The organism is Methanobrevibacter sp., from assembly GCF_045541095.1.
In the GTDB taxonomy this organism is placed as follows: Archaea; Methanobacteriota; Methanobacteria; order Methanobacteriales; family Methanobacteriaceae; genus Methanocatella.
The window spans coordinates 1-18,925 of sequence record NZ_JAZQIJ010000007.1; the positions used below are offsets into that span (position 1 = coordinate 1).

General features: G+C 34.6%; 15 protein-coding genes. 10 read left to right on the forward strand and 5 right to left on the reverse strand.

The window, feature by feature from the left end; translation table 11 throughout:
* Positions 1-48 precede the first annotated feature (48 nt).
* Genes tfrB through glyS form a run of 5 tightly spaced genes read left to right on the forward strand, consistent with a single transcriptional unit; the run spans position 49 to position 5,582 of the window.
* On the forward strand, positions 49-1,524 hold the full coding sequence (tfrB, locus tag ACKI2P_RS00265; protein WP_407374123.1) for a fumarate reductase (CoM/CoB) subunit TfrB: 1,476 nt from the start codon (positions 49-51) through the stop codon (positions 1,522-1,524).
* A gap of 11 nt (positions 1,525-1,535) precedes the next feature.
* Positions 1,536-2,444: a TrmJ/YjtD family RNA methyltransferase gene (locus ACKI2P_RS00270; RefSeq protein WP_407374125.1), complete on the forward strand. Its 909-nt coding sequence runs from the start codon at positions 1,536-1,538 to the stop codon at positions 2,442-2,444.
* On the forward strand, positions 2,441-3,271 hold the full coding sequence (locus tag ACKI2P_RS00275) for a DUF362 domain-containing protein (RefSeq protein ID WP_407374127.1): 831 nt from the start codon (positions 2,441-2,443) through the stop codon (positions 3,269-3,271). The genes ACKI2P_RS00270 and ACKI2P_RS00275 overlap by 4 nt, the downstream gene beginning before the upstream one ends.
* 17 nt (positions 3,272-3,288) lie before the next feature.
* On the forward strand, positions 3,289-3,873 hold the full coding sequence (dcd, locus tag ACKI2P_RS00280; protein WP_407374129.1) for a dCTP deaminase: 585 nt from the start codon (positions 3,289-3,291) through the stop codon (positions 3,871-3,873).
* Positions 3,874-3,887: 14 nt separating this feature from the next.
* A complete protein-coding gene (gene glyS / locus ACKI2P_RS00285) occupies positions 3,888-5,582 on the forward strand; it encodes a glycine--tRNA ligase (protein ID WP_407374131.1) in 1,695 nt (564 codons plus the stop codon).
* A gap of 12 nt (positions 5,583-5,594) precedes the next feature.
* Here glyS and ACKI2P_RS00290 read toward each other — a convergent pair whose 3' ends face one another.
* Positions 5,595-6,368: a helix-turn-helix transcriptional regulator gene (locus ACKI2P_RS00290; protein ID WP_407374132.1), complete on the reverse strand. Its 774-nt coding sequence runs from the start codon at positions 6,366-6,368 to the stop codon at positions 5,595-5,597.
* Between the two features lie 184 nt (positions 6,369-6,552).
* On the opposite strand from ACKI2P_RS00290, the gene ACKI2P_RS00295 reads away from it, so the two are divergent.
* From ACKI2P_RS00295 to ACKI2P_RS00305, 3 genes are read left to right on the forward strand one after another with little or no spacing between them, the layout of a single operon-like run.
* Positions 6,553-7,308: a TatD family hydrolase gene (locus ACKI2P_RS00295; protein WP_407374147.1), complete on the forward strand. Its 756-nt coding sequence runs from the start codon at positions 6,553-6,555 to the stop codon at positions 7,306-7,308.
* Between the two features lie 60 nt (positions 7,309-7,368).
* Complete coding sequence (locus ACKI2P_RS00300; RefSeq protein WP_407374134.1) at positions 7,369-8,004, forward strand: carboxypeptidase-like regulatory domain-containing protein; 636 nt, start codon at positions 7,369-7,371, stop codon at positions 8,002-8,004.
* 27 nt (positions 8,005-8,031) lie between these two features.
* Positions 8,032-8,949: a TDT family transporter gene (locus ACKI2P_RS00305; RefSeq protein WP_407374136.1), complete on the forward strand. Its 918-nt coding sequence runs from the start codon at positions 8,032-8,034 to the stop codon at positions 8,947-8,949.
* 5 nt (positions 8,950-8,954) lie between these two features.
* Here ACKI2P_RS00305 and ACKI2P_RS00310 read toward each other — a convergent pair whose 3' ends face one another.
* Both ACKI2P_RS00310 and ACKI2P_RS00315 read right to left on the reverse strand, forming a co-directional pair.
* Positions 8,955-9,512 carry a cell division protein SepF gene (locus ACKI2P_RS00310; RefSeq protein ID WP_407374137.1) on the reverse strand — a complete coding sequence of 186 codons (558 nt, stop codon included), beginning with the start codon at positions 9,510-9,512 and terminating at the stop codon, positions 8,955-8,957.
* Positions 9,513-9,517: 5 nt separating this feature from the next.
* A complete protein-coding gene (locus ACKI2P_RS00315) occupies positions 9,518-10,570 on the reverse strand; it encodes a DUF1611 domain-containing protein (protein ID WP_407374139.1) in 1,053 nt (350 codons plus the stop codon).
* Between the two features lie 187 nt (positions 10,571-10,757).
* Here ACKI2P_RS00315 and ACKI2P_RS00320 point away from each other — a divergent pair, with 187 nt between their 5' ends.
* Positions 10,758-11,702, forward strand: a complete 945-nt coding sequence (locus ACKI2P_RS00320) for a 3H domain-containing protein (RefSeq protein ID WP_407374141.1) — start codon at positions 10,758-10,760, stop codon at positions 11,700-11,702.
* The gene (locus ACKI2P_RS00325; protein ID WP_407374142.1) at positions 11,695-12,276 is read left to right on the forward strand and encodes a ZPR1 zinc finger domain-containing protein; all 582 of its coding nucleotides are present in this window, start codon (positions 11,695-11,697) and stop codon (positions 12,274-12,276) included. The genes ACKI2P_RS00320 and ACKI2P_RS00325 overlap by 8 nt, the downstream gene beginning before the upstream one ends.
* Before the next feature lie 7 nt (positions 12,277-12,283).
* Here ACKI2P_RS00325 and ACKI2P_RS00330 read toward each other — a convergent pair whose 3' ends face one another.
* Positions 12,284-12,715, reverse strand: coding sequence for a hypothetical protein (locus ACKI2P_RS00330; RefSeq protein ID WP_407374144.1), 432 nt, complete (start codon positions 12,713-12,715; stop codon positions 12,284-12,286).
* A 269-nt stretch (positions 12,716-12,984) separates the two neighbouring features.
* Complete coding sequence (locus ACKI2P_RS00335) at positions 12,985-18,660, reverse strand: hypothetical protein (RefSeq protein ID WP_407374145.1); 5,676 nt, start codon at positions 18,658-18,660, stop codon at positions 12,985-12,987.
* Positions 18,661-18,925 lie beyond the last annotated feature (265 nt).

Below are 18,925 nucleotides of genomic sequence, written 5' to 3' on the forward strand. Positions count from 1 at the left end.
ATAATATTATAATAATTTATAAGCTTTTGAAGATTTGGAGAGGAAAGAATGATAAAAGTATATGTTTCAAGATTTGATAGTGAAGCAGACTCAGAACCTCACTTAGAGTGTTATGAAATAGAACAAACTCCACATATGAAGGTTCTTGATGCGCTTCAGGCTATTAATGAGAAATATGACGCCAACATTAGTTTTAGAAGTTCATGTCGAGCAGGACAATGCGGTTCATGTGGAATTTTGTTTAACGGAAATGGAGCTCTTGCTTGTCAGAAAGACATAAAGGACAATGCAATAATCGAACCGTTGAATTTTCCAGTTATTAAAGATTTAATTGTTGATAAATCAAGTATTGAATCAAAGGTAAAAGATTTGGAACTATCCCTTCAATGTGACAGCAAATGCAGTGAAATTAACACCGGCATAACTAAAGAAGATTCAAAAGAAACCAAGAAAGTTAGAAGCTGCATTGAATGCTATTCATGTTTGTCCACTTGTCCTGTTGTAAATATTGCAACTGAGGAATTCGGTGGTCCTTACTTAATGAGATATATCAATAAGTTCAATACAGACCCAAGAGACACTTATGACAGACTTAAAGAAGCTTTAGATGAAGGATTATACAACTGTACCAGTTGCGGCAAATGTTTATCAGTTTGTCCTAAAAACATTAACACATTTGGTGATGCAATAGAAAAAATGAGAGCTATTGCCGTTGCAAATGGTTCAGGACCTCTTCCGGAGCATGTTGCATTTAAAGAAAACATCCAAAAAACTGGAAGATCAGTTAAAACAGACAAAACATCATTTATTGAAGAGGTTGAAAATTATACCGGTTCAAAAATAGCCTTCTTTACCGGATGCATGGTTGACTATAAATTCCCCCAAACAGGACATACATTAATTAAGGTCCTTAAAGAAAACGGAATCGACATTGATGTTCCGGAAGGCCAGGTTTGCTGCGGTTCACCACTTTTAAGAACCGGACAGACAGATATCGTTCAGGACCTTGTAGACATAAATAAGGAAGTCTTTAAGGATTATGATACTGTAATTACAATCTGTTCCGGCTGCGGGTCTACATTAAAAAACAACCACCCTGAATTCGGTTCCGAACTGAACGTTATGGACATCAGCGAGTTTCTGGTCGACAAACTTGACGAAACCAAATTAAATGAAGTTGACATGAAAGTAACATACCATGACCCATGCCATCTGGGAAGAGGCCAGGGCATAAAAGACCAGCCAAGAGAACTTATAGAAATGATTCCTGGCGTTGAATTTGAAGAAATGAAATATCCTTGCCAATGCTGCGGAGCAGGAGGAGGAATCAAATCCGGAAAACCGGAAATAGCGATGGATTTATCCAAATCAAAAGCACAAATGATTAAAGATACTGATGCTGATGCCGTCATTACAATTTGTCCGTTCTGCAAATTAAACCTTCAGGACGGTTTGGATGCGATTGGCTGTGAAGATATAAAGTCAATGCATATCCTTGAACTGATAGATAAAGCTTATGAATAAATTTATTGGAGTTGATTAAAATAGGAGATACTGCTGTAAGTGAACAGAAAGTTGTTGAAACAACTACAATGACTTCAGAAGAACCAAAAGAGGAAAGCACCTCTGAAAAACAGTCAACTTCAACAAAAAAATCAAAACATAAAGCCCAATCAAGAGGCACTGTTAGATCAAAAATAGTAAAAGAGCAAGAGGATGAGGAAGTTAGTCTTTTCAAAGAAAATATTTATATCGTTTTTGTTGAATGCGAGACCCCCGGAAATATCGGTTTTCTTGCAAGAACAATGGCTAACTTCGGACTGAAAAACCTGGTACTGATTAATCCTCCAACACTGACAAACGACGCATACTATCAGGCCACACATGGAAAGTACATCGTCAAAAATGCGAAAATTTTCCCCACTTTAGATGAATTTTACCAATCCCAAAGGATTGACTTTAAAGTTGCGTCAACAGGAATGGCTGGAGGAAGCTATAACTTATCAAGAATTCCTTTAAAACCTGAAGAACTTGGAAAATCTATGAATGTATCAAACAAGATTGCAATTCTATTTGGAAGGGAAGGAAACGGTCTTACAAATAAGGAAATTGAAGAAAGCGATATCTGTGTTTCCATTCCAACCGATCCCACTTATCCTATAATGAACATCTCCCATGCTGCAGCGATAATATTTTATGAATTATTTAAAAATAAGCATGAATTTGGAGTTGAAGGCTTAAATGAAAGTACCGATTTGGAAAAGGACTACCTGTTAAAGGACATGAGCGATTTGATAGATAGTTTGGAGATTCCGGATCATAAAAAAAGAAACGGACTGAAAACATTTAACAACATTATTTCAAGAGCATTTATTACAAGCAGAGAGGCACATACCTTTAAAGGTATATTGCGCAGACTAAAAAATAAAATTGGTGAAAAATGAGACGTCCTAGATTTGCAGATATCAGCATATTCGTATTGCAGTACATATTCAATTGGAGATTTTGGATTGCTGAGATAACCAAAAAATCAAAAGCATACAGAAAACTAATTGACAAGATGCTTTTTGAAGATGATGAAATCATCATAATACCGAATACAATAAATATCAATAAAAAAATAGAATCTGAAGGTTCAGAATTCCTGCCTACACAGATAATTAAAGACGTTATAAAACGCTGCGATGATATCGTTATCATGAATTCCTGCCTGTGCAGATCATCCAATAACTGCCAAGATTATCCTCATGACATCGGATGCATATTTTTAGGTCCGACATCCCGAAAAATTCCAGAACACATCGGTAAAAAGGCAACCGTGGAAGAAGCACTGGCTCAAGTTGACAGGGCAGATGCCGCCGGTTTAAGCCATATTATTGGAAGGAATAAAATTGACTCCGTCTGGATGAACGTGAAGCCCAGAAAAGGTCTTTTAACAATATGCCACTGCTGCCCATGCTGTTGTTTGTGGAAAGTATATCCTAATTTAGATAATGAAATAAGCGAAAAATTAGAAAGACTTGATGGCGTGACTGTTAAACTTCAGGAAGACAACTGCAGAATGTGTAAAAAGTGTTTAAATGAAATATGCATGTTTGATGCTATCAGTCTAAAAAATAATAAAATATCCATTGACCATGATAACTGTAAAGGTTGTGGATTGTGTGTAAATACCTGTAAATTTGATGCGATTACAATCGACTACACTAAAAAAACTATTGATAATGTTGTCAATAGATTAGACGATTTAATTGAAATTAAAGAATTATAAACTTACTGCGTGAAAAAATGGCGATTTTAAGTGATAAAACCATAAGAGAATATTTGGAAGATGGTAAAATAGGTATCGAACCTATTATAGATGAAAAACAAATCCAACCATCTTCTGTTGACATGAGACTTGGGGACGAGTTTAAAGTATTTAAAGTGGTCAGAAAACCATATATCGACCCTAAAGATGAAGAAGATGTAGCATCCTATATGGAATCAACCACCGTTGAAAAAGGTGAAGCGTTTATAATCCACCCTAATGAATTTGCCCTGGCGACAACATTGGAGTATGTTAAAATACCTGATGACCTGGTTGCAAGAGTTGAAGGCCGTTCAAGTATGGGAAGATTAGGCGTTACCATGCACGTTACCGCAGGTTTTATTGACCCAGGTTTTGAAGGCAAAATCACATTGGAAATTTCCAACATAGGTGCAATGCCAGTGGCACTCTATCCTGGCCAAAGAGTATGTCAAATCGTATTTGAAACTATGACAACTCCTTCAGAAGTTCCATACGGCCATCCAAAAAGAAATAGTAAATATATGGGTCAGACACGCCCTGAAAGCAGTAGAGTTAAATTGGATTATGAATTGAAAAAATAATGGAGATGACGTTTATGAATCATGACAAAATGACAAATATAAGTGCGAAAAGAGGATTTTTATGGCCATCCTTTGAAATTTACTCAGGAGTATCCGGTTTTACAGATTACGGACCTCTTGGAGCAAGTTTAAAAAACAACATCATGCAGAAATGGAGAAAGCAATACGTATCAGGAGAAGGATTCTATGAAATCGAAGGTCCGACAGTAATGCCTAAGGAAGTTCTAAAGGCATCAGGACACGTCGATAACTTTACAGATCCGATGTGTAAATGTGAAGAATGCGGAGAAGTATTCAGAGCAGACCACATTATCGAAGAAGTCATCGGAGAAGATGTTGAAAGCCTCGAGAATGAAGAGCTTGACCAAATTGTAATTGACAACAATATTGTTTGTCCGGAATGTGGAGGAAAATTATCCAATATCTGGAATTATAACCTAATGTTTAAAACCGAAATCGGAGCTAAAGGTGATAAAGTAGGTTACATGAGACCTGAAACAGCACAAGGAATTTTCATTTTATTTAAACGTCTGGAAAGGTTTTTCAGAGGAAAATTACCATTTGGTGCAGTTCAACTTGGAAAAGCTTACAGAAACGAAATTTCACCAAGACAAGGAGTTATCAGACTCAGGGAATTTACACAGGCAGAAGCTGAAATCTTTTTAAATCCAAAAGACAAAACTCATCCTAAATTTTCCCAAATTGAAGATGTGGTATTACGTTTAAACTCACAGGAAGTACAGGAAAAAGATTTGGAACCTATTGAAATTACTGCTCGTGAAGCACTTGACAAAGGAATTGTTGCCAATGAAATGTTGATTTACCAATTATATTTGGCACGTAAGTTTTTAACTGAAATTGGAATTCCTGAAGACGTATTGCGATTCAGACAACACCTGAAAGGAGAAATGGCCCACTATGCACTTGACTGTTGGGACGTTGAGGTTAAAACCGACAAATACGGCTGGGTTGAAATTATAGGAATAGCTGACAGAGGAGATTACGACTTATCATCACATTCCAAATTCAGTAACGAAGAGCTGAACGTGTTTGTAGAATATGACGAACCGAAAAAAGTGCAAAAAACAGTTGTAAAACCTAATTTATCTAAATTCGGACCAATATTTAAAGGAGATTCTCCTAAAGTTAAACAGGCCATCGAACAGGCTGACGTGAATGAAATAAAACAAGCATTGGAAAGTGAAGGTAAATACACCATTCAACTGGATAAGAAATACGAAGTAACCGAAGACCTGCTCATATTTGAGGAAGTGGAAGAGGACATCACAGGTGAAAAGATTGTACCTCACGTAATTGAACCTTCATTCGGTATTGACCGTATTACATATTCCGTGCTTCTGCATTCTTTTACAGAAACAGAAGGTAAAGATTACTTTAAATTTGACAAATCAGTAGCTCCAGTACAAGTCGGTATTTTCCCACTTGTTAACAAAGAAGGACCTCGTGAAATCGCTCAAGAATTAACTGAAAAGATAAGAATGGCAGGTTTTAGAGTTGAATACGATGCAACTGGAACTATAGGTAAAAGATATGCCAGAGCTGACGAGATAGGAATACCTCTTGCAGTTACAGTTGATTTTGATTCTCTTGATGACAATCAGGTCACAGTTAGGGACAGAGACACTGAAGCTCAGGAAAGGATACCTATTTCCGATTTGGAAGAATACATAGAAAAATATTATAAATGAGTGAAAACTCATTTATAAACCCTTTTTAAAATTTTCAAACAGGTTATTGGCCCAGATTAAAGAATCCTTATTTTTAGATGTTAAAACCCTGTTTTGATCGAAAAAACCATTATCCATAAAAAACCCTAAAATCATTGATTTATCTGTAATAATTAAAAGAAACGAGTCTATCTCATCAAACGGTTTTAAAGTTTTGATTCCTGATTTTTCCTCAAAAATTGCCAATAGATTTTGCGGAACATAAATCTCAACATCCTTATTTTCTGAAATAAGATTATTTAACACTTCAAAAAACGGATCGTAATAAATCGGCATGATACATTTTACAGATTCACTATCCGAGAGAGAATTTTCAATGAACTTGTAGATTCTATATACGTCAACACCTTGAGATTCCATAAGATATGCCTTTCCAAGAAGATACAGCTCCAATACGGATTCATTAGGAATCATGTCCACAAGATGGCCATCCAATATGTTAAAGAATTCGTTTATAATCACCAGAGTCTGGTCCAGTTCCAAAACATTTTCTATGCGAACTCGTGTTGATGTTGTTAAGTAGTATTTGTTGCGCTCCCTATAAACCCAATTCTTAAGTTCCAGATCATGGATTGTACTTGAAACAGAACTGTAACCGATTCCTGTCTTGTCACTTATTGTCTTAATGTTTTGAGGTTTGTCAAACAGGGCCGCCAACACTTTCAGTCTAACTAACGAGTTTGCTGTGAATTTTACATCTTCAAAGATTGTATCGAAATTTTTTATATGCTCTTTACTTTTAATCAAATTTACCACCTATGTAGTATTACTTATATAGATATTTTTATTACTAAAAATATAAAACCTACCAAAGTGAACAACTGCATCAACCAACACTTCCAAAAGACTTAAAAATAAAAAAGGTTTTAGATAGTTTTTTTAAATCAAACACACAAAAATGAAATTGACTAAATTTGAACTGGGCGAAACAATGATTGATACACATATGCATGCTGATTCAAGAAGTAGCGAAGATTTTGAAAAAATGTACACTGCCGGAATTGACATTGCCATAACCTGCAGTTACTACCCATATAAAATAGAAAATGAGCTGATCCTTTTAAATCATCTAAACAGGATTTTGGAATACGATACCAAAAGGGCACGGGAATACGGGCTTGATTTGAAAGTGGCCTTGGGAATACATCCAACAAATCCTGTGGAAAACCCGAAAATAATATATGAAAACTTATACAAATGGATTGAAAACAAACAAATCGTAGCCATTGGAGAAATAGGCCTTGAAGATTTGACTGATATTGAAATAGCTACCTTTAAAAAGCAATTAGACATTGCAGACGAGACAAACTCAAAAGTAATCATCCACACTCCAAGAAAGAATAAAAAAGAGGTTTTAGCTGAAATTTTAGATATTTTACCTCAGCATTTAGATGAAAAACAGGCAGTAATAGACCATATCAATCCGAATGTTGTTAAAGATGCAATCAACACAGATTGCATGTTGGGCCTTACAGTACAGCCTCAAAAAATGACCAAAGAAGAGGCTATTGGCATTTTAGATGAATATGGATTTGACAAGTTCTTATTGAATAGTGACATGAGCAACAAACCTTCCGACCCGTTATCCGTTCCCAAAACAATCAGGGAATTGACAAAATTAGGATATGGTAAGGAAAACATTGAAAAAATCTCCTACAAAAATGCTAAGGAATTCTTTAACATATGACTTGAAAAATTACTTAAAAAAAATATGGCAAGAAATTAAGAATATTTTGGATATGATACAATGGATAAAAATCAAAAAATTATAATCGCACTTTTAGTGATAATCATTGCAATCCTTGCAGCAGGGCTGATTACTTTTATGGCGCACGGTTTTGGAAGCGAAGATTGCAAGATTACTATAAACTGTGAAAAAACTATGAAAAACGGTGATGATGTCACTTTTAAATTGACAGACCTGAATAAAACCCCAATAGCCAATGCAACAATAAGCGTAAAACTGATTAAAGGAAACAACATTGAAGAATATAATCTCTCAACAAACAGCAAGGGAAAATCCGTGCTGACCCTAACTGACCTGGATGACGGCAAATATAAAATCGAATGCAGTTTCAGTGGAAATAACCACTACAAATCTGCAAATGCAACCAAACAATTCAAATACAGCAATGAAGTTACTGCATCAAGCAGCAGCAGTTCCAATCCAATAGATGACAATCGTCCTACAAATGACATTAATTACAAAGGATATACACCATACCATGAAAGCGAAGTAACAAGCGACGGCTGGAATCCTAGGGAACATGAGGTTTCACGTGAAAAAATGCCTGATGGAACCGTGAAAATCCACTATGACGACAATTACTTCCGTCTTGTTGATGAAAACGGTTATGTGATAACCTACGGATATGGAGGATAACTCCTATCCAACTTTAAAGAAGATATTATGAGTTTAATTAAAAATATTCCCCTGCCTGTTTCCGGATTGATTCTAGCACTATTGTCCTTGGGCAATCTCACACAGGACATCCACCCCCACTTTAGATATCTGTTTGGAACATTAGGAGCAATATTTATAATCCTGATTGTTTTAAAAATCATTTTGCATTCACAAAAAGTGAAAGAAGACTTGAAAAATCCTGTAATCTTAAGCAGTTTCGGTACTTTTTCCATGAGCATCATGCTTTTATCTACATACCTCATAGGATTTCATGCAAGTTTTGCATATGGCGTGTGGATTTTGGGAATTGCCATGCATATTCTGTTAATGATTTACTTTACCTACCATTTTATCATCCATAATTTTAATATTTCAAACATCTACCCAAGCATCTGGATAGTCTATGTTGGAATTACAATGGCGGCAATAACATCAGGAATTCATGGACAGACTGAAATGGGATTCATATTTTTCATTATAGGATTCATATCCATGATAATAACTCTTCCGGTTATAATCTACAGATATCTGAAATATCCCGGCATCCCAGATATGAACAAGCCATTGATCTGCATATTTACCGCAATATTCAGCATACTGATTGTAGGTTATATCAATACTTCTCAAAACATGTCAAATGAATTTCTGATGGCGTTATATTGTCTGGCATGTGCATTTTATTTGTTTGCATTCGTTAAATTAATCCAATACATTAGATTAGATTTCTACCCAAGTTTTTCTGCATTTACTTTCCCGTTTGTAATCAGCGCACTGGCAACAAAAGGAATTCTTGCACAATTAGGGTTTAACAACTTAGTAAATGGTATATTAAAAATAGAAATGGCAATAGCTATTCTGATAGTGGCGTATGTGCTATTGAAATATATAATGTTTTTAAAAAATAATATGAAAAGTAGAAATTAATCTACTTATCCCTTGTTTAAGACTTTAACTTTTTTAGGTGAGACAATAATTAAATCTTTGTCATCAGTTCTTGCAAGCAATAATGCCTGAGCACCATATCTTTCTTTCATCTGTTTAATTTTTTGACCTGCAATTTTAAAATTAGTTGCACTTTCCCTTTCTAAAAAAGATAAATCCAAAATAACCGGATTGTTTTCTTCAATTACCTGATCAACGACATAATTAATATCATCAATAGTTTTTGGCCTGATTAAAACAATTTCATATAAAGATTGTTCAGGAATTATTACATAATCATCATCGTAATCATCATAAACCGGTGCTGGACTAGGACTAGGACGAGGACTAGGATTAGGATTGGTATTCGGTGTTTGCTGAGGTCTAGGCCTATATTGTTGACGTGGTTGTTGTTGATTGTTGTTTTTAGAAGAAGAATTTGTTAAACCGTTGAATAAGTCAGACAAATTGGAAAGAGCGCTTTCATTATTTTGCTGCTTTTTCATACTATTTGATTTAGGTTCTTCAAATCCCATGCTTCTTTTAAGGTCATCCATAAAACTCATTTTAATTACTCCTCTAAAAATTCTATAATAGCATCTAATAATTTTGAAGCCCCATTATTATAGACGTCCTCTGCAGGCAAACCAAATTCAGATTCAAATGATTCAATAGTAGTATCTGAATCAGCATTTTTAAGGTTGACAGATAAACCAACAACTTTTGTAGGTTCAACAGCTTCAATAGCTTTAATTTCCTCTGCAATACCGCGAGGTTCTCTGTATGGGTGATTTGGCCTATGGCCAACAATAACAGCATCAGGAGCAGCGCCGATTAAAATCGCAGCTGACAATCCCCTTGGATGAGGATTTCCATCTTCTGTCAGGCTGGATTGGCCTTCAATAAAAATAAAATCAGGATGTTTAGTTTCTTCAACATATTTAATTGCGGACAATACCGCTGCCGGAACATCCATTGCAGATAAACTTCCAGCTCTGAAATTAAAATCAGTAGGTTCTTCAATACCCATCTCATCAGTGGATATTATAGCAGGAGTTAAACCTCTTTCACTGCAAGCTAAACCTAACATTTTTGTGGTTGTTCTTTTTCCGCACTCCTGTGAGGTTCCTCCAACAAAAATTACAGGAGCTTTTGGCATGTAAGATATTTTTGGTAGGATTTCACATGATTTTTCAGGGGCGATTCCTGCAATTTTTTTGACAACATCCAATCTTGGACCGATTTGCTTAATAGTGAGATTTTTTGAATCAGCAAATTTCTTCAATGACAAATTATCTTCAATTGATAAAGACCTAAAAGAAGTTATGACATTCAAACCAGCATCAATAGCCTGAACCGCATATTTCAATGCAGCACCTTCGGCACCAATAGGCAACATTATAACGAGTGACTTTGCCTCAGGAGCACCTTTCAAACATTCCTCCAGACTACCTGAAACGACATGATTGCAAAATTCCTTACCTTGCTTTTTCTCATTATCGTCAATGAACCCTACTGCTTCAACACCTTCAAGATTGGAGAACTTTTCACCTCCACCACCACATCCAACAACGATGAATGGATTTAAATCTTGAATTTCTTTTACTGATTTAACTGAATCCAAAAACTTCACCCCTACCTATAATTTATAACTTATAACTAATCATGTAAATTTAATAATTTTTCAAAAGAAATATTTCAAAAAATGATATATTATTAATTATAATTTTTCACATTAATAAAGTATAATGTTTTAAGTTAAATGACTAATAAATATACCTATATAAAAAAATTTTTAAAGGTGACCTAACATGAGAAAACCTTATGTTATACTTATTGGAAGCGCATCAGGAATTGGAAAATCAACAATTGCTGCAGAACTGGCAAAAACATTAAACATCAAACATTTAATAGAAAGTGACTTCTTAAGAGCGGTTGTTAGAGGAATTATTGGAAAAGAATACGCTCCTGCACTCCATAGTTCATCATATGATGCGTATAAGCATTTGAGAAATAAAAATAGATATGAAAACTATGATGAATTGATTTCAGCAGGATTTGACGAACATGCATCAGCTGTCATTCCTGCAATTGAAAAAGTTATTCAGCGTGCAATTACCGATTATGATGATATTGTCATTGAAGGAGTTCATTTAGTTCCTGGATTAATAAATATAGACCAGTTTAAAGAATTTGCCAACATTTACTTTTTCGTATTGAGCTCCGATGAAGAATCACACAAGGAAAGATTCGTTAAAAGAGCAATTCAAATTCACAGAGGTGGAAAACAACTTGATTTCTTTAAAGAAAATCGAATTATTCATGACCATCTCTTAACTCAAGCCCAATCCAATAACGTTAATGTAATTAAAGCAGAATCCATTGATAAAACCCTTGACAAAATTTTATCAATCATCAACCAAACATGCACAACCGTGAATCTAATCAATTCGATAGATGAACTGCCAGACGTTATAGACATAATTATAAATAAAAATAACGGAAGCCTTGAAAAAGTAATTTATAACATTAAAGGATTTAAAGAGCCATTGAGTCGAAACATTAATGTTTCAGATTCACAGGCGGCTGACAAATTTATTAAAAATATTTCCGAAGATGAAAGCAAAAAGAAATACCTGGAAGAATTATACAAATTGTCAGAGTATAGGAAAACCACCATATGCGCTTCAAGCCAGGAAAAACTCGATAAAATTTTAAAAGAATTAACTGAAAAAGGATATGTATTAAATGAATGAAGAATCTTTAAATGAAATGATTATCAAATGTCCGGCATGTTCTGTTGAAGGAAAAGCCAAATCCATAATGAAAGAACTTAATATCCCTCATTTCGGGCAAGTTTTGGAAACCAGCATCCAATGCCCGGTATGCGGATTCAAGCACAGCGACATAATTGCATTAGAACAGAGAGACCCTGCAAAATATGTTTTGGAAATCAATAAAAATACATTAACAGTCAGGGTGGTCAGATCACAATCTGCAACAGTGTCAATTCCGGAAGTGGGAATTAAAGTAGAACCCGGACCAAAATCAGAAGGTTATGTGACAAATGTAGAGGGTATTCTTAACCGTTTTGAAGATGCAGTTAAAAAAGCATTGAATTTATTTGATGATGAGGAATCTCAAAATAATGGGAAAAATATATTAAAACAAATTCAAGACCTGAAAGAAGGAAACGGAACTGCAACTTTAATTATCCAAGATCCATTCGGTCAAAGTAATATCGTCAGCGACAGCGCTGAAATTTTAGAAATTCCTGAAGAGGAACTAAAAAATTTAAAAACAGGTTTTAGTCATATTGAAGATAATTAAGGAAGAATTATTCTTCTTCCTCTTCTTCATTAGCAGATGCTGAAAAGCTGAAAGTATCTTCTTCCACAACATCTTTTAATTTTAAAGTTTTTTGAACATCCATAGCTAATGCATTACAATCTGCTTTAATAGCTTCTAAATGTAATAAAATTCTTTCTTTTTCTTGATTGATTCTTTCAATGTTAGTGTAAGGATAAGTAGACTCTTTAAGCATTTCGTATTCTATTGTAGTGTAAGGGTAATCATTTAATTGTTTACAAACATTTTTTAAGACTTCTCCTAAAAATTTGTTCATTTCAACTTTTACTCTTTCCCTGATCATTTTGTCATCATCAAGATTTTCTTTCATTAAACGTACAACTTCCGCTTTAGCAAAAGGTAATTTTTCTTCTTCGTCGACAAATTCGGAAATTTCTTCAAAATTTTCTTCTTCAGCCATAATTACACCTCGTTTAATTAATTAAAAATATTGACTCAATAGATAAAATTTTAAAAAAAATATTATTTCATCAATATCTAACAATACATTTATCCGAACTTTTATTTAAAGGTTTTGTTTAAATTGAAAAAATAAAGCATTATTCGATAAGTTATACCAACAACTATCAAAATAATCGACCATGAAATTAATAATTTTGATAGTTACAAAATTTGAAAAAATCGTTTTAAAAAAATAAAAAGAAGTAGCTTGAAAGCTACTTTAAATTATCATTCCTTAAAGATATTGCGACCGCAAAATGCCCCAAATGAAAATACAAATAAAACCACCAAAACCATTAAAGGATTACCAGATTTGTTTTTCATCAAAATATTTTCAGATAATGCTTTTGAACTGACTTTGGAGTATTTTTTAATTGTATTATGTACATTAGGAGTTATTGGATTGCCTTTTTTAATGACTTTGATGGACACTTCATCATCATTATTGCTTAAATCAGGGTCGTAATTGTCACTGGTTGCAGAAACACTGTTTTCAGCTGATCCCTCTTTTGTAGCTATTGCCTGGATTTTTAACAAAGCGGTTTCGCCAACATCCAACTCATCCAATGACCAAACATCATTAATTTTATTAAAATCACCTGCACTAGCATGGAAAGACTTTAACTTCAAGGAATTGTCCATGATTTCCCTGACCTCAACGTTTTCGGCCATGTCAGGACCTTTATTTGTGAGTCTGACGGAGTATTTCACCAAATCTCCAACGGAGTATTTGAGTTTGGAAACTGTTTTGGTAATTGAGATATCGCTAGCTGGTGCTACATAAAGACTGCATTCATCATCATTATTTTCCAAATCAGGATCCTCCTGGTCGGCCATAACACTAGCATAATTTGTAAAATCTCCAGTAGCTTGAATCTTACATACAATATCCAGCTGTCTGCTTTCACCATTGGCCAAATCACCAATATCCCATATTGAGTTTTCATATATGCCCTCACCAATAGTTTCAACTATTGTCAATCCTTTAGGAATAACATCACTGACAGCAACACCTGTAGCATCATTAGGACCATAATTAGTGACAATTAAAGTCCATTTAACCAAATCCAAATAATTTGCAGTTTCTTCATCAACAAATTTAATTACTGACAGGTCTGCAATAGGGACAGGTGTAATTTCTTCACTATCTCTGTTATTGGATTTATTCCAGTCATATTGAGGTGGGATAACTTCAACCACATTAATTACATCATCCAAAGTATTTACCAGACAACGTAAAAGCAATGTTTCACTGAATCCGTTTTTCAGATATCCAACATTCCAATTTCCGTCAGCATATACTCCGGAAGTGGCATTATAACTGATCAGTTCCAAACCATCATTCAAGATATCGAAAACTGTTATATCCTCAGCATCATCCGGACCGTTATTGGTTAGTGTTATACTCCACTCGATGATATCTCCAAAGTTCGGATATTTGTTGTCTACGGTCTTTACAACTACCAGATCACTTGACAATGGGACTTCAACTGATGAGTTTGCATTATTGTTGGATTTATCCGGATCATATTCCAAACCTTCGATTCTTGCGAAATTTACAATGTGTCCTGTTCTGGTTACTTCACATATTAATTCCAAGGTTTGTGAATCGCCGACTTCTATGCAGCATACATTCCATATGCCTTCATCATAGAATCCTTTGGTTGCAGTATAGTTGATAAGTCTTAATCCTTCAGGCAATATATCCTCAACTGTAACACCATTTGCCTTGTTAGGACCTGCATTATGTGCAATTACAGTCCATTTGACAAACTGATGGTAATCAACATAAGTTGCATTGGCAAATTTGATTACAGACAGGTCAGATGCATTAGCAACATTGACTGATTTATTGTCTTTATTGTTGGATTTGTTATTGTCAAATTCATTGCCTGAAACTGAGACAAAGTTGGTAAATGAACCAGTAGCATTAACCAATGTAGTGACTATCAGACTTTTAGATTCACCATTTTTCAAGTTTCCAACATCCCATACGCCTGAAACGTGATTATATTTTCCATATCCGTTATCATCTATCCAAACCAATGATTCAGGAAGTGATTCTTGCACAACAACTCCAGTTGCAGTATCAGGACCATTGTTGGTTACAGTAACTGTCCATTTGATTTTATCATTATAATCAGGATTGGAATTGTTTACAAATTTGGTTACGCTTAAATCACTAGCAGGATTTACTAAAACTGATGCATTTGCATTATTATTTACCAAATTAGGATCATATTCATTGCCTTCAACACTGACGACGTTGACAAAAGTGCCTGTAACCTCAGCCCTGGTGAATATGTCAACACTCATAGTTTTCCCAGCAGCCAAATTGCCCAGCTCAATTGCTCCATTGACGAACGGTTTAGTGGAATTCAAATAAACAAAACCTTTCGGCAACACATCACGAACCACAACACCACTAGCAGCATCAGGACCATAATTAGAAACAACCAAAGTCCATTTAACAACATCGGTGAAGTTAACAGTGGATCTATCGACAAACTTCTCAACAGCCAAGTCTGAAGCAGGACCTACACTAATAATTTCATTATCAACGTTATTTGATTTGTTTAAATCAAACTCATTTCCTGTAACTGAAACGACATTTTCAATCATGCCTGTTGAATTAACTCTGCATACAATGTTTAATTTAACGCTAAGTCCTTTATTTAATGACCAGATATTCCATTTTCCTGCATGTTCATCATAATTTCCGTCAGAACTGATAAAAATCAATGATTTAGGCAGAATATCACTAACCACAACACCTGTTGCAGTATCAGGACCATTGTTAGTAACGCTAACCGTCCATGTAATCAAATCATGGTAATTTGGATTTGATTCATTGACTGACTTTTCAACGGACAAATCCGCTGCAGGTTTGACAAAAATTGATGCATTTGCAGTATTATTTACCAAATTATGATCATATTCATTTCCTTCAACACTGGCAACATTAACGAAACTGCCGGTCACGCCAGCCCTTGTATAAACATCAATGCTGACGCTGCCTCCAACTGCAACATCACCAATACTGATTACGCCATCGGCAAACGGCATGGAAGAGTTCAGATAAACAAAACCTTTCGGCAACACATCACGAACCACAACACCACTAGCAGCATCAGGACCATAATTAGAAACAACCAAAGTCCATTTAACGACATCGCCAAAATCAACAGAACTGCTGCCAACCAATTTAACAATACCCAAATCGCTGGCCGGTTTAACCTTGATGATTTCACTGTCATAATTGTTGGATTTATCGTAATCATATTGTTGGCCGGAAACTGTCACTTCGTTTTTAATTTCACCAGTGGCGTTTACTTTAGATATGATGTTTAATTTTACGCTTACGCCTTTGTTTATAGTTCCAATATTCCAAACACCGGTATTGTGGTCATATTTATTTGCGCTGTCATCACTTTGCCAGATTAAGGATTCCGGAAGCAAGTCATTGCAAATTACTCCTGTAGCAACATCCGGACCGTTATTGGTTACGGTTATTGTCCATCTTACCAAATCGCCCATGTTGACATTTGAAACATTTACTGATTTTACTACGGCCAAATCGCTAGCTGACTGAACATTTATACCTGCATCGTCATGATTATTGGTTAAATTATAATCATATTCATTAGCAGTCACATTTGCATCATTAACAATATTTCCAGTATTGTTCACTCTTGTCTGAATGGTTAAAATGTATATTTCACCGACCTGAAGAAAATCAATAGTCAAAGTACCGGTTTTAGGGTCATAATCCCCATTGCTGTTATCTGAAATATAAATTAATCCTTCAGGCAAAACATCTCTTATTACAATTCCTGTAGCATTGCTTGGACCTGCATTTGTTACATTCAATGTCCAAACAACCACATCCTTGAAATTAATCTCATCTGAACTGGCAGTCTTTTTGATTTTATTGTCTGCCTGTGAAGTAACTTTGAAAGTTGTTGTGTTTGTTATTGCTTTATAGTAAGTATCTTCAAAATGTTTAGCAGTAACAAAATACTTTCCTGCTTTTAAATTATTCAAATCATCATTTACTTCTCCGAAAACGTCAGATTTCAATGTTTTGTTGTAAACTACACTGCCGTCTTCATATGTTACGGTCATCAATATGTCCATACCGTACTCACGATCATCCTGATATAAATGGCCGTTTGTTGTAGCTCCCAAAACAGGTGTTTCACCATCTATTTCAAGATATTGATTATCTGCAGCATTATATATTGCATTTGATACAGACAAATTCCCATATTTTGCAATATTGTTTCCGCCGTGAATTATGGAACCGATCTTTTCAGTTTCCCCATAATAGATATCATGAGCGTAAATCGGCAAAGCATAAACCCAAGCCTGATTTTGATATAACGTATTGTCTGTTAATTTCAATTCACTTCCAGTTTTATCATAATATATTGCACTGCCATTTCTAGCTGTGTTATAGTAGAATTCATTGTTATTGATGCTTGCTCGAGTACTGTTAATGTAAATTGCACCACCCAAACCGTCGTCTAATTTTTCAACGTCAGGTATCGCATCATTTGAAACAAATGAAGAACCTGAAATGGTAATATTTTTTCCGTTTACAAATATGCCTCCACCATCAATATTCGCAACATTATCATTAAATGTTGACTTATCGATGCTTACAGTGTTTGCCTCGATATTTATAGCACCCCCAGTTTGTGAAGCATGATTGGAATTAAAATCACAATCCTCAAGAGCAATATTTTTTCCAATTAATTGTGCTGCGCCACCGATTGGTGCTTCATTGCCTTCAAAATTACAATTTTGAATAAATAAATCCATATCCATATCTACATATCCTGTTGATAGAGCCCCACCAAAATATTTGGCGGAATTGTTGATGAATGTACAGTTTTCTATCAGACCAGATGCATGGTAAGTTAGGGCTCCACCCTGTGCTGCGGAATTATTTACAAATAGGCAATTTTTGTATTCAATACCATTACGAACACAACCTGCACCTCCATGGGAATCGGTTCCTTTAGGTTGAACATAGTTATTAAAGAATTTACAGTCATAAACATAACCTTTAGTATTGTCATCCATTCCAATTTGGATTGCCCCACCATAAGGATTTAAGTTTGGAATATTGTTAGATACACCGTTTGAATCAAAAGTACAGTTGATTACTCTCGTATTATGTCCATAAACACCAATTGCACCTGCAGCTCTTGCTGCATGATTGCTTATGAACTCACAGTTTTGTATTAATAAATTTCTGGCGCTATGATTATCATATGCAGAATAAATCGCACCGCACTGATAGGCATTATTATTCTTAAATAAACAATTTGAAACCGTAATACCTGTGGCATTAATATATACTGCACCGGCATTGCTTTCCCTCTTTCCATTGATAAACTTCAGATTTTTAAGGGTTGATCCCGCAGCATTGGTTTTAATATTCAAAATATACGTCAAACCTTTTGCATTCAACGTTGCTGAGGAATCTGACATTATAGTTAATTTTTTATCAATATTAATTTGATCATATGCTTTTTCAGCAACGAAAGTTCCTTTTAATTTTATTGTATCTCCATTTTTTGCATTATTTACCGCTTTTTTAATATCTGAAAATGTTCCTCCACTTAATAAACTTATTGTACTGCCCAAAATTTCGTTATCCTGTGCAGCATTTAATTCATATTCACTTTCAATTTTTGAATTCAATATTTCTTCTTGAGAATTTCCCAGCTTATCTTCAACATTTAATTCACTTTCAATTTCACCGGCACTTTGATTTAAATCAACTGCATATGCTCCATCCATTGCAATTCCAAAGGACGTAAAGATTAAAACTATGCATGCGAGTGAAATTAAAAAGCATTTGCTAATAGTCATCTTTTGACAATTTTTAAACATTTAATCACCTTTTTGAGGACGATGATAAACCATTAATTAGCAAAAAACTATTAACCAGCAATTAAACTTTTTATTTTATTTTAAATTTAAAAAATAATAATTCTTGAATAATAAATTTAAAAATAACCCATAATCCGATGGAAAAACAATTAAAATGCCATCCAACACAAAATATTTTGGACAAATATTCTGACATGAATTATAAGATTATTCCAATTTAATACTCCAAATTAAATTTTTATCAAACTCTATTAAATTTATCTTA

Excerpts from the sequence above, each read along its gene's own strand:
- ACKI2P_RS00330 (WP_407374144.1), bottom strand. The coding sequence starts at position 12,715 with ATGGCTGAAGAAGAAAATTTTGAAGAAATTTCCGAATTTGTCGACGAA.
- ACKI2P_RS00325 (WP_407374142.1), top strand. The coding sequence starts at position 11,695 with ATGAATGAAGAATCTTTAAATGAAATGATTATCAAATGTCCGGCATGT.
- ACKI2P_RS00320 (WP_407374141.1), top strand. The coding sequence starts at position 10,758 with ATGAGAAAACCTTATGTTATACTTATTGGAAGCGCATCAGGAATTGGA.
- ACKI2P_RS00295 (WP_407374147.1), top strand. The coding sequence starts at position 6,553 with ATGATTGATACACATATGCATGCTGATTCAAGAAGTAGCGAAGATTTT.
- ACKI2P_RS00275 (WP_407374127.1), top strand. The coding sequence starts at position 2,441 with ATGAGACGTCCTAGATTTGCAGATATCAGCATATTCGTATTGCAGTAC.
- ACKI2P_RS00335 (WP_407374145.1), bottom strand. The coding sequence starts at position 18,660 with ATGTTTAAAAATTGTCAAAAGATGACTATTAGCAAATGCTTTTTAATT.
- ACKI2P_RS00310 (WP_407374137.1), bottom strand. The coding sequence starts at position 9,512 with ATGAGTTTTATGGATGACCTTAAAAGAAGCATGGGATTTGAAGAACCT.
- ACKI2P_RS00300 (WP_407374134.1), top strand. The coding sequence starts at position 7,369 with ATGGATAAAAATCAAAAAATTATAATCGCACTTTTAGTGATAATCATT.
- tfrB (WP_407374123.1), top strand. The coding sequence starts at position 49 with ATGATAAAAGTATATGTTTCAAGATTTGATAGTGAAGCAGACTCAGAA.
- ACKI2P_RS00305 (WP_407374136.1), top strand. The coding sequence starts at position 8,032 with ATGAGTTTAATTAAAAATATTCCCCTGCCTGTTTCCGGATTGATTCTA.
- dcd (WP_407374129.1), top strand. The coding sequence starts at position 3,289 with ATGGCGATTTTAAGTGATAAAACCATAAGAGAATATTTGGAAGATGGT.
- glyS (WP_407374131.1), top strand. The coding sequence starts at position 3,888 with ATGAATCATGACAAAATGACAAATATAAGTGCGAAAAGAGGATTTTTA.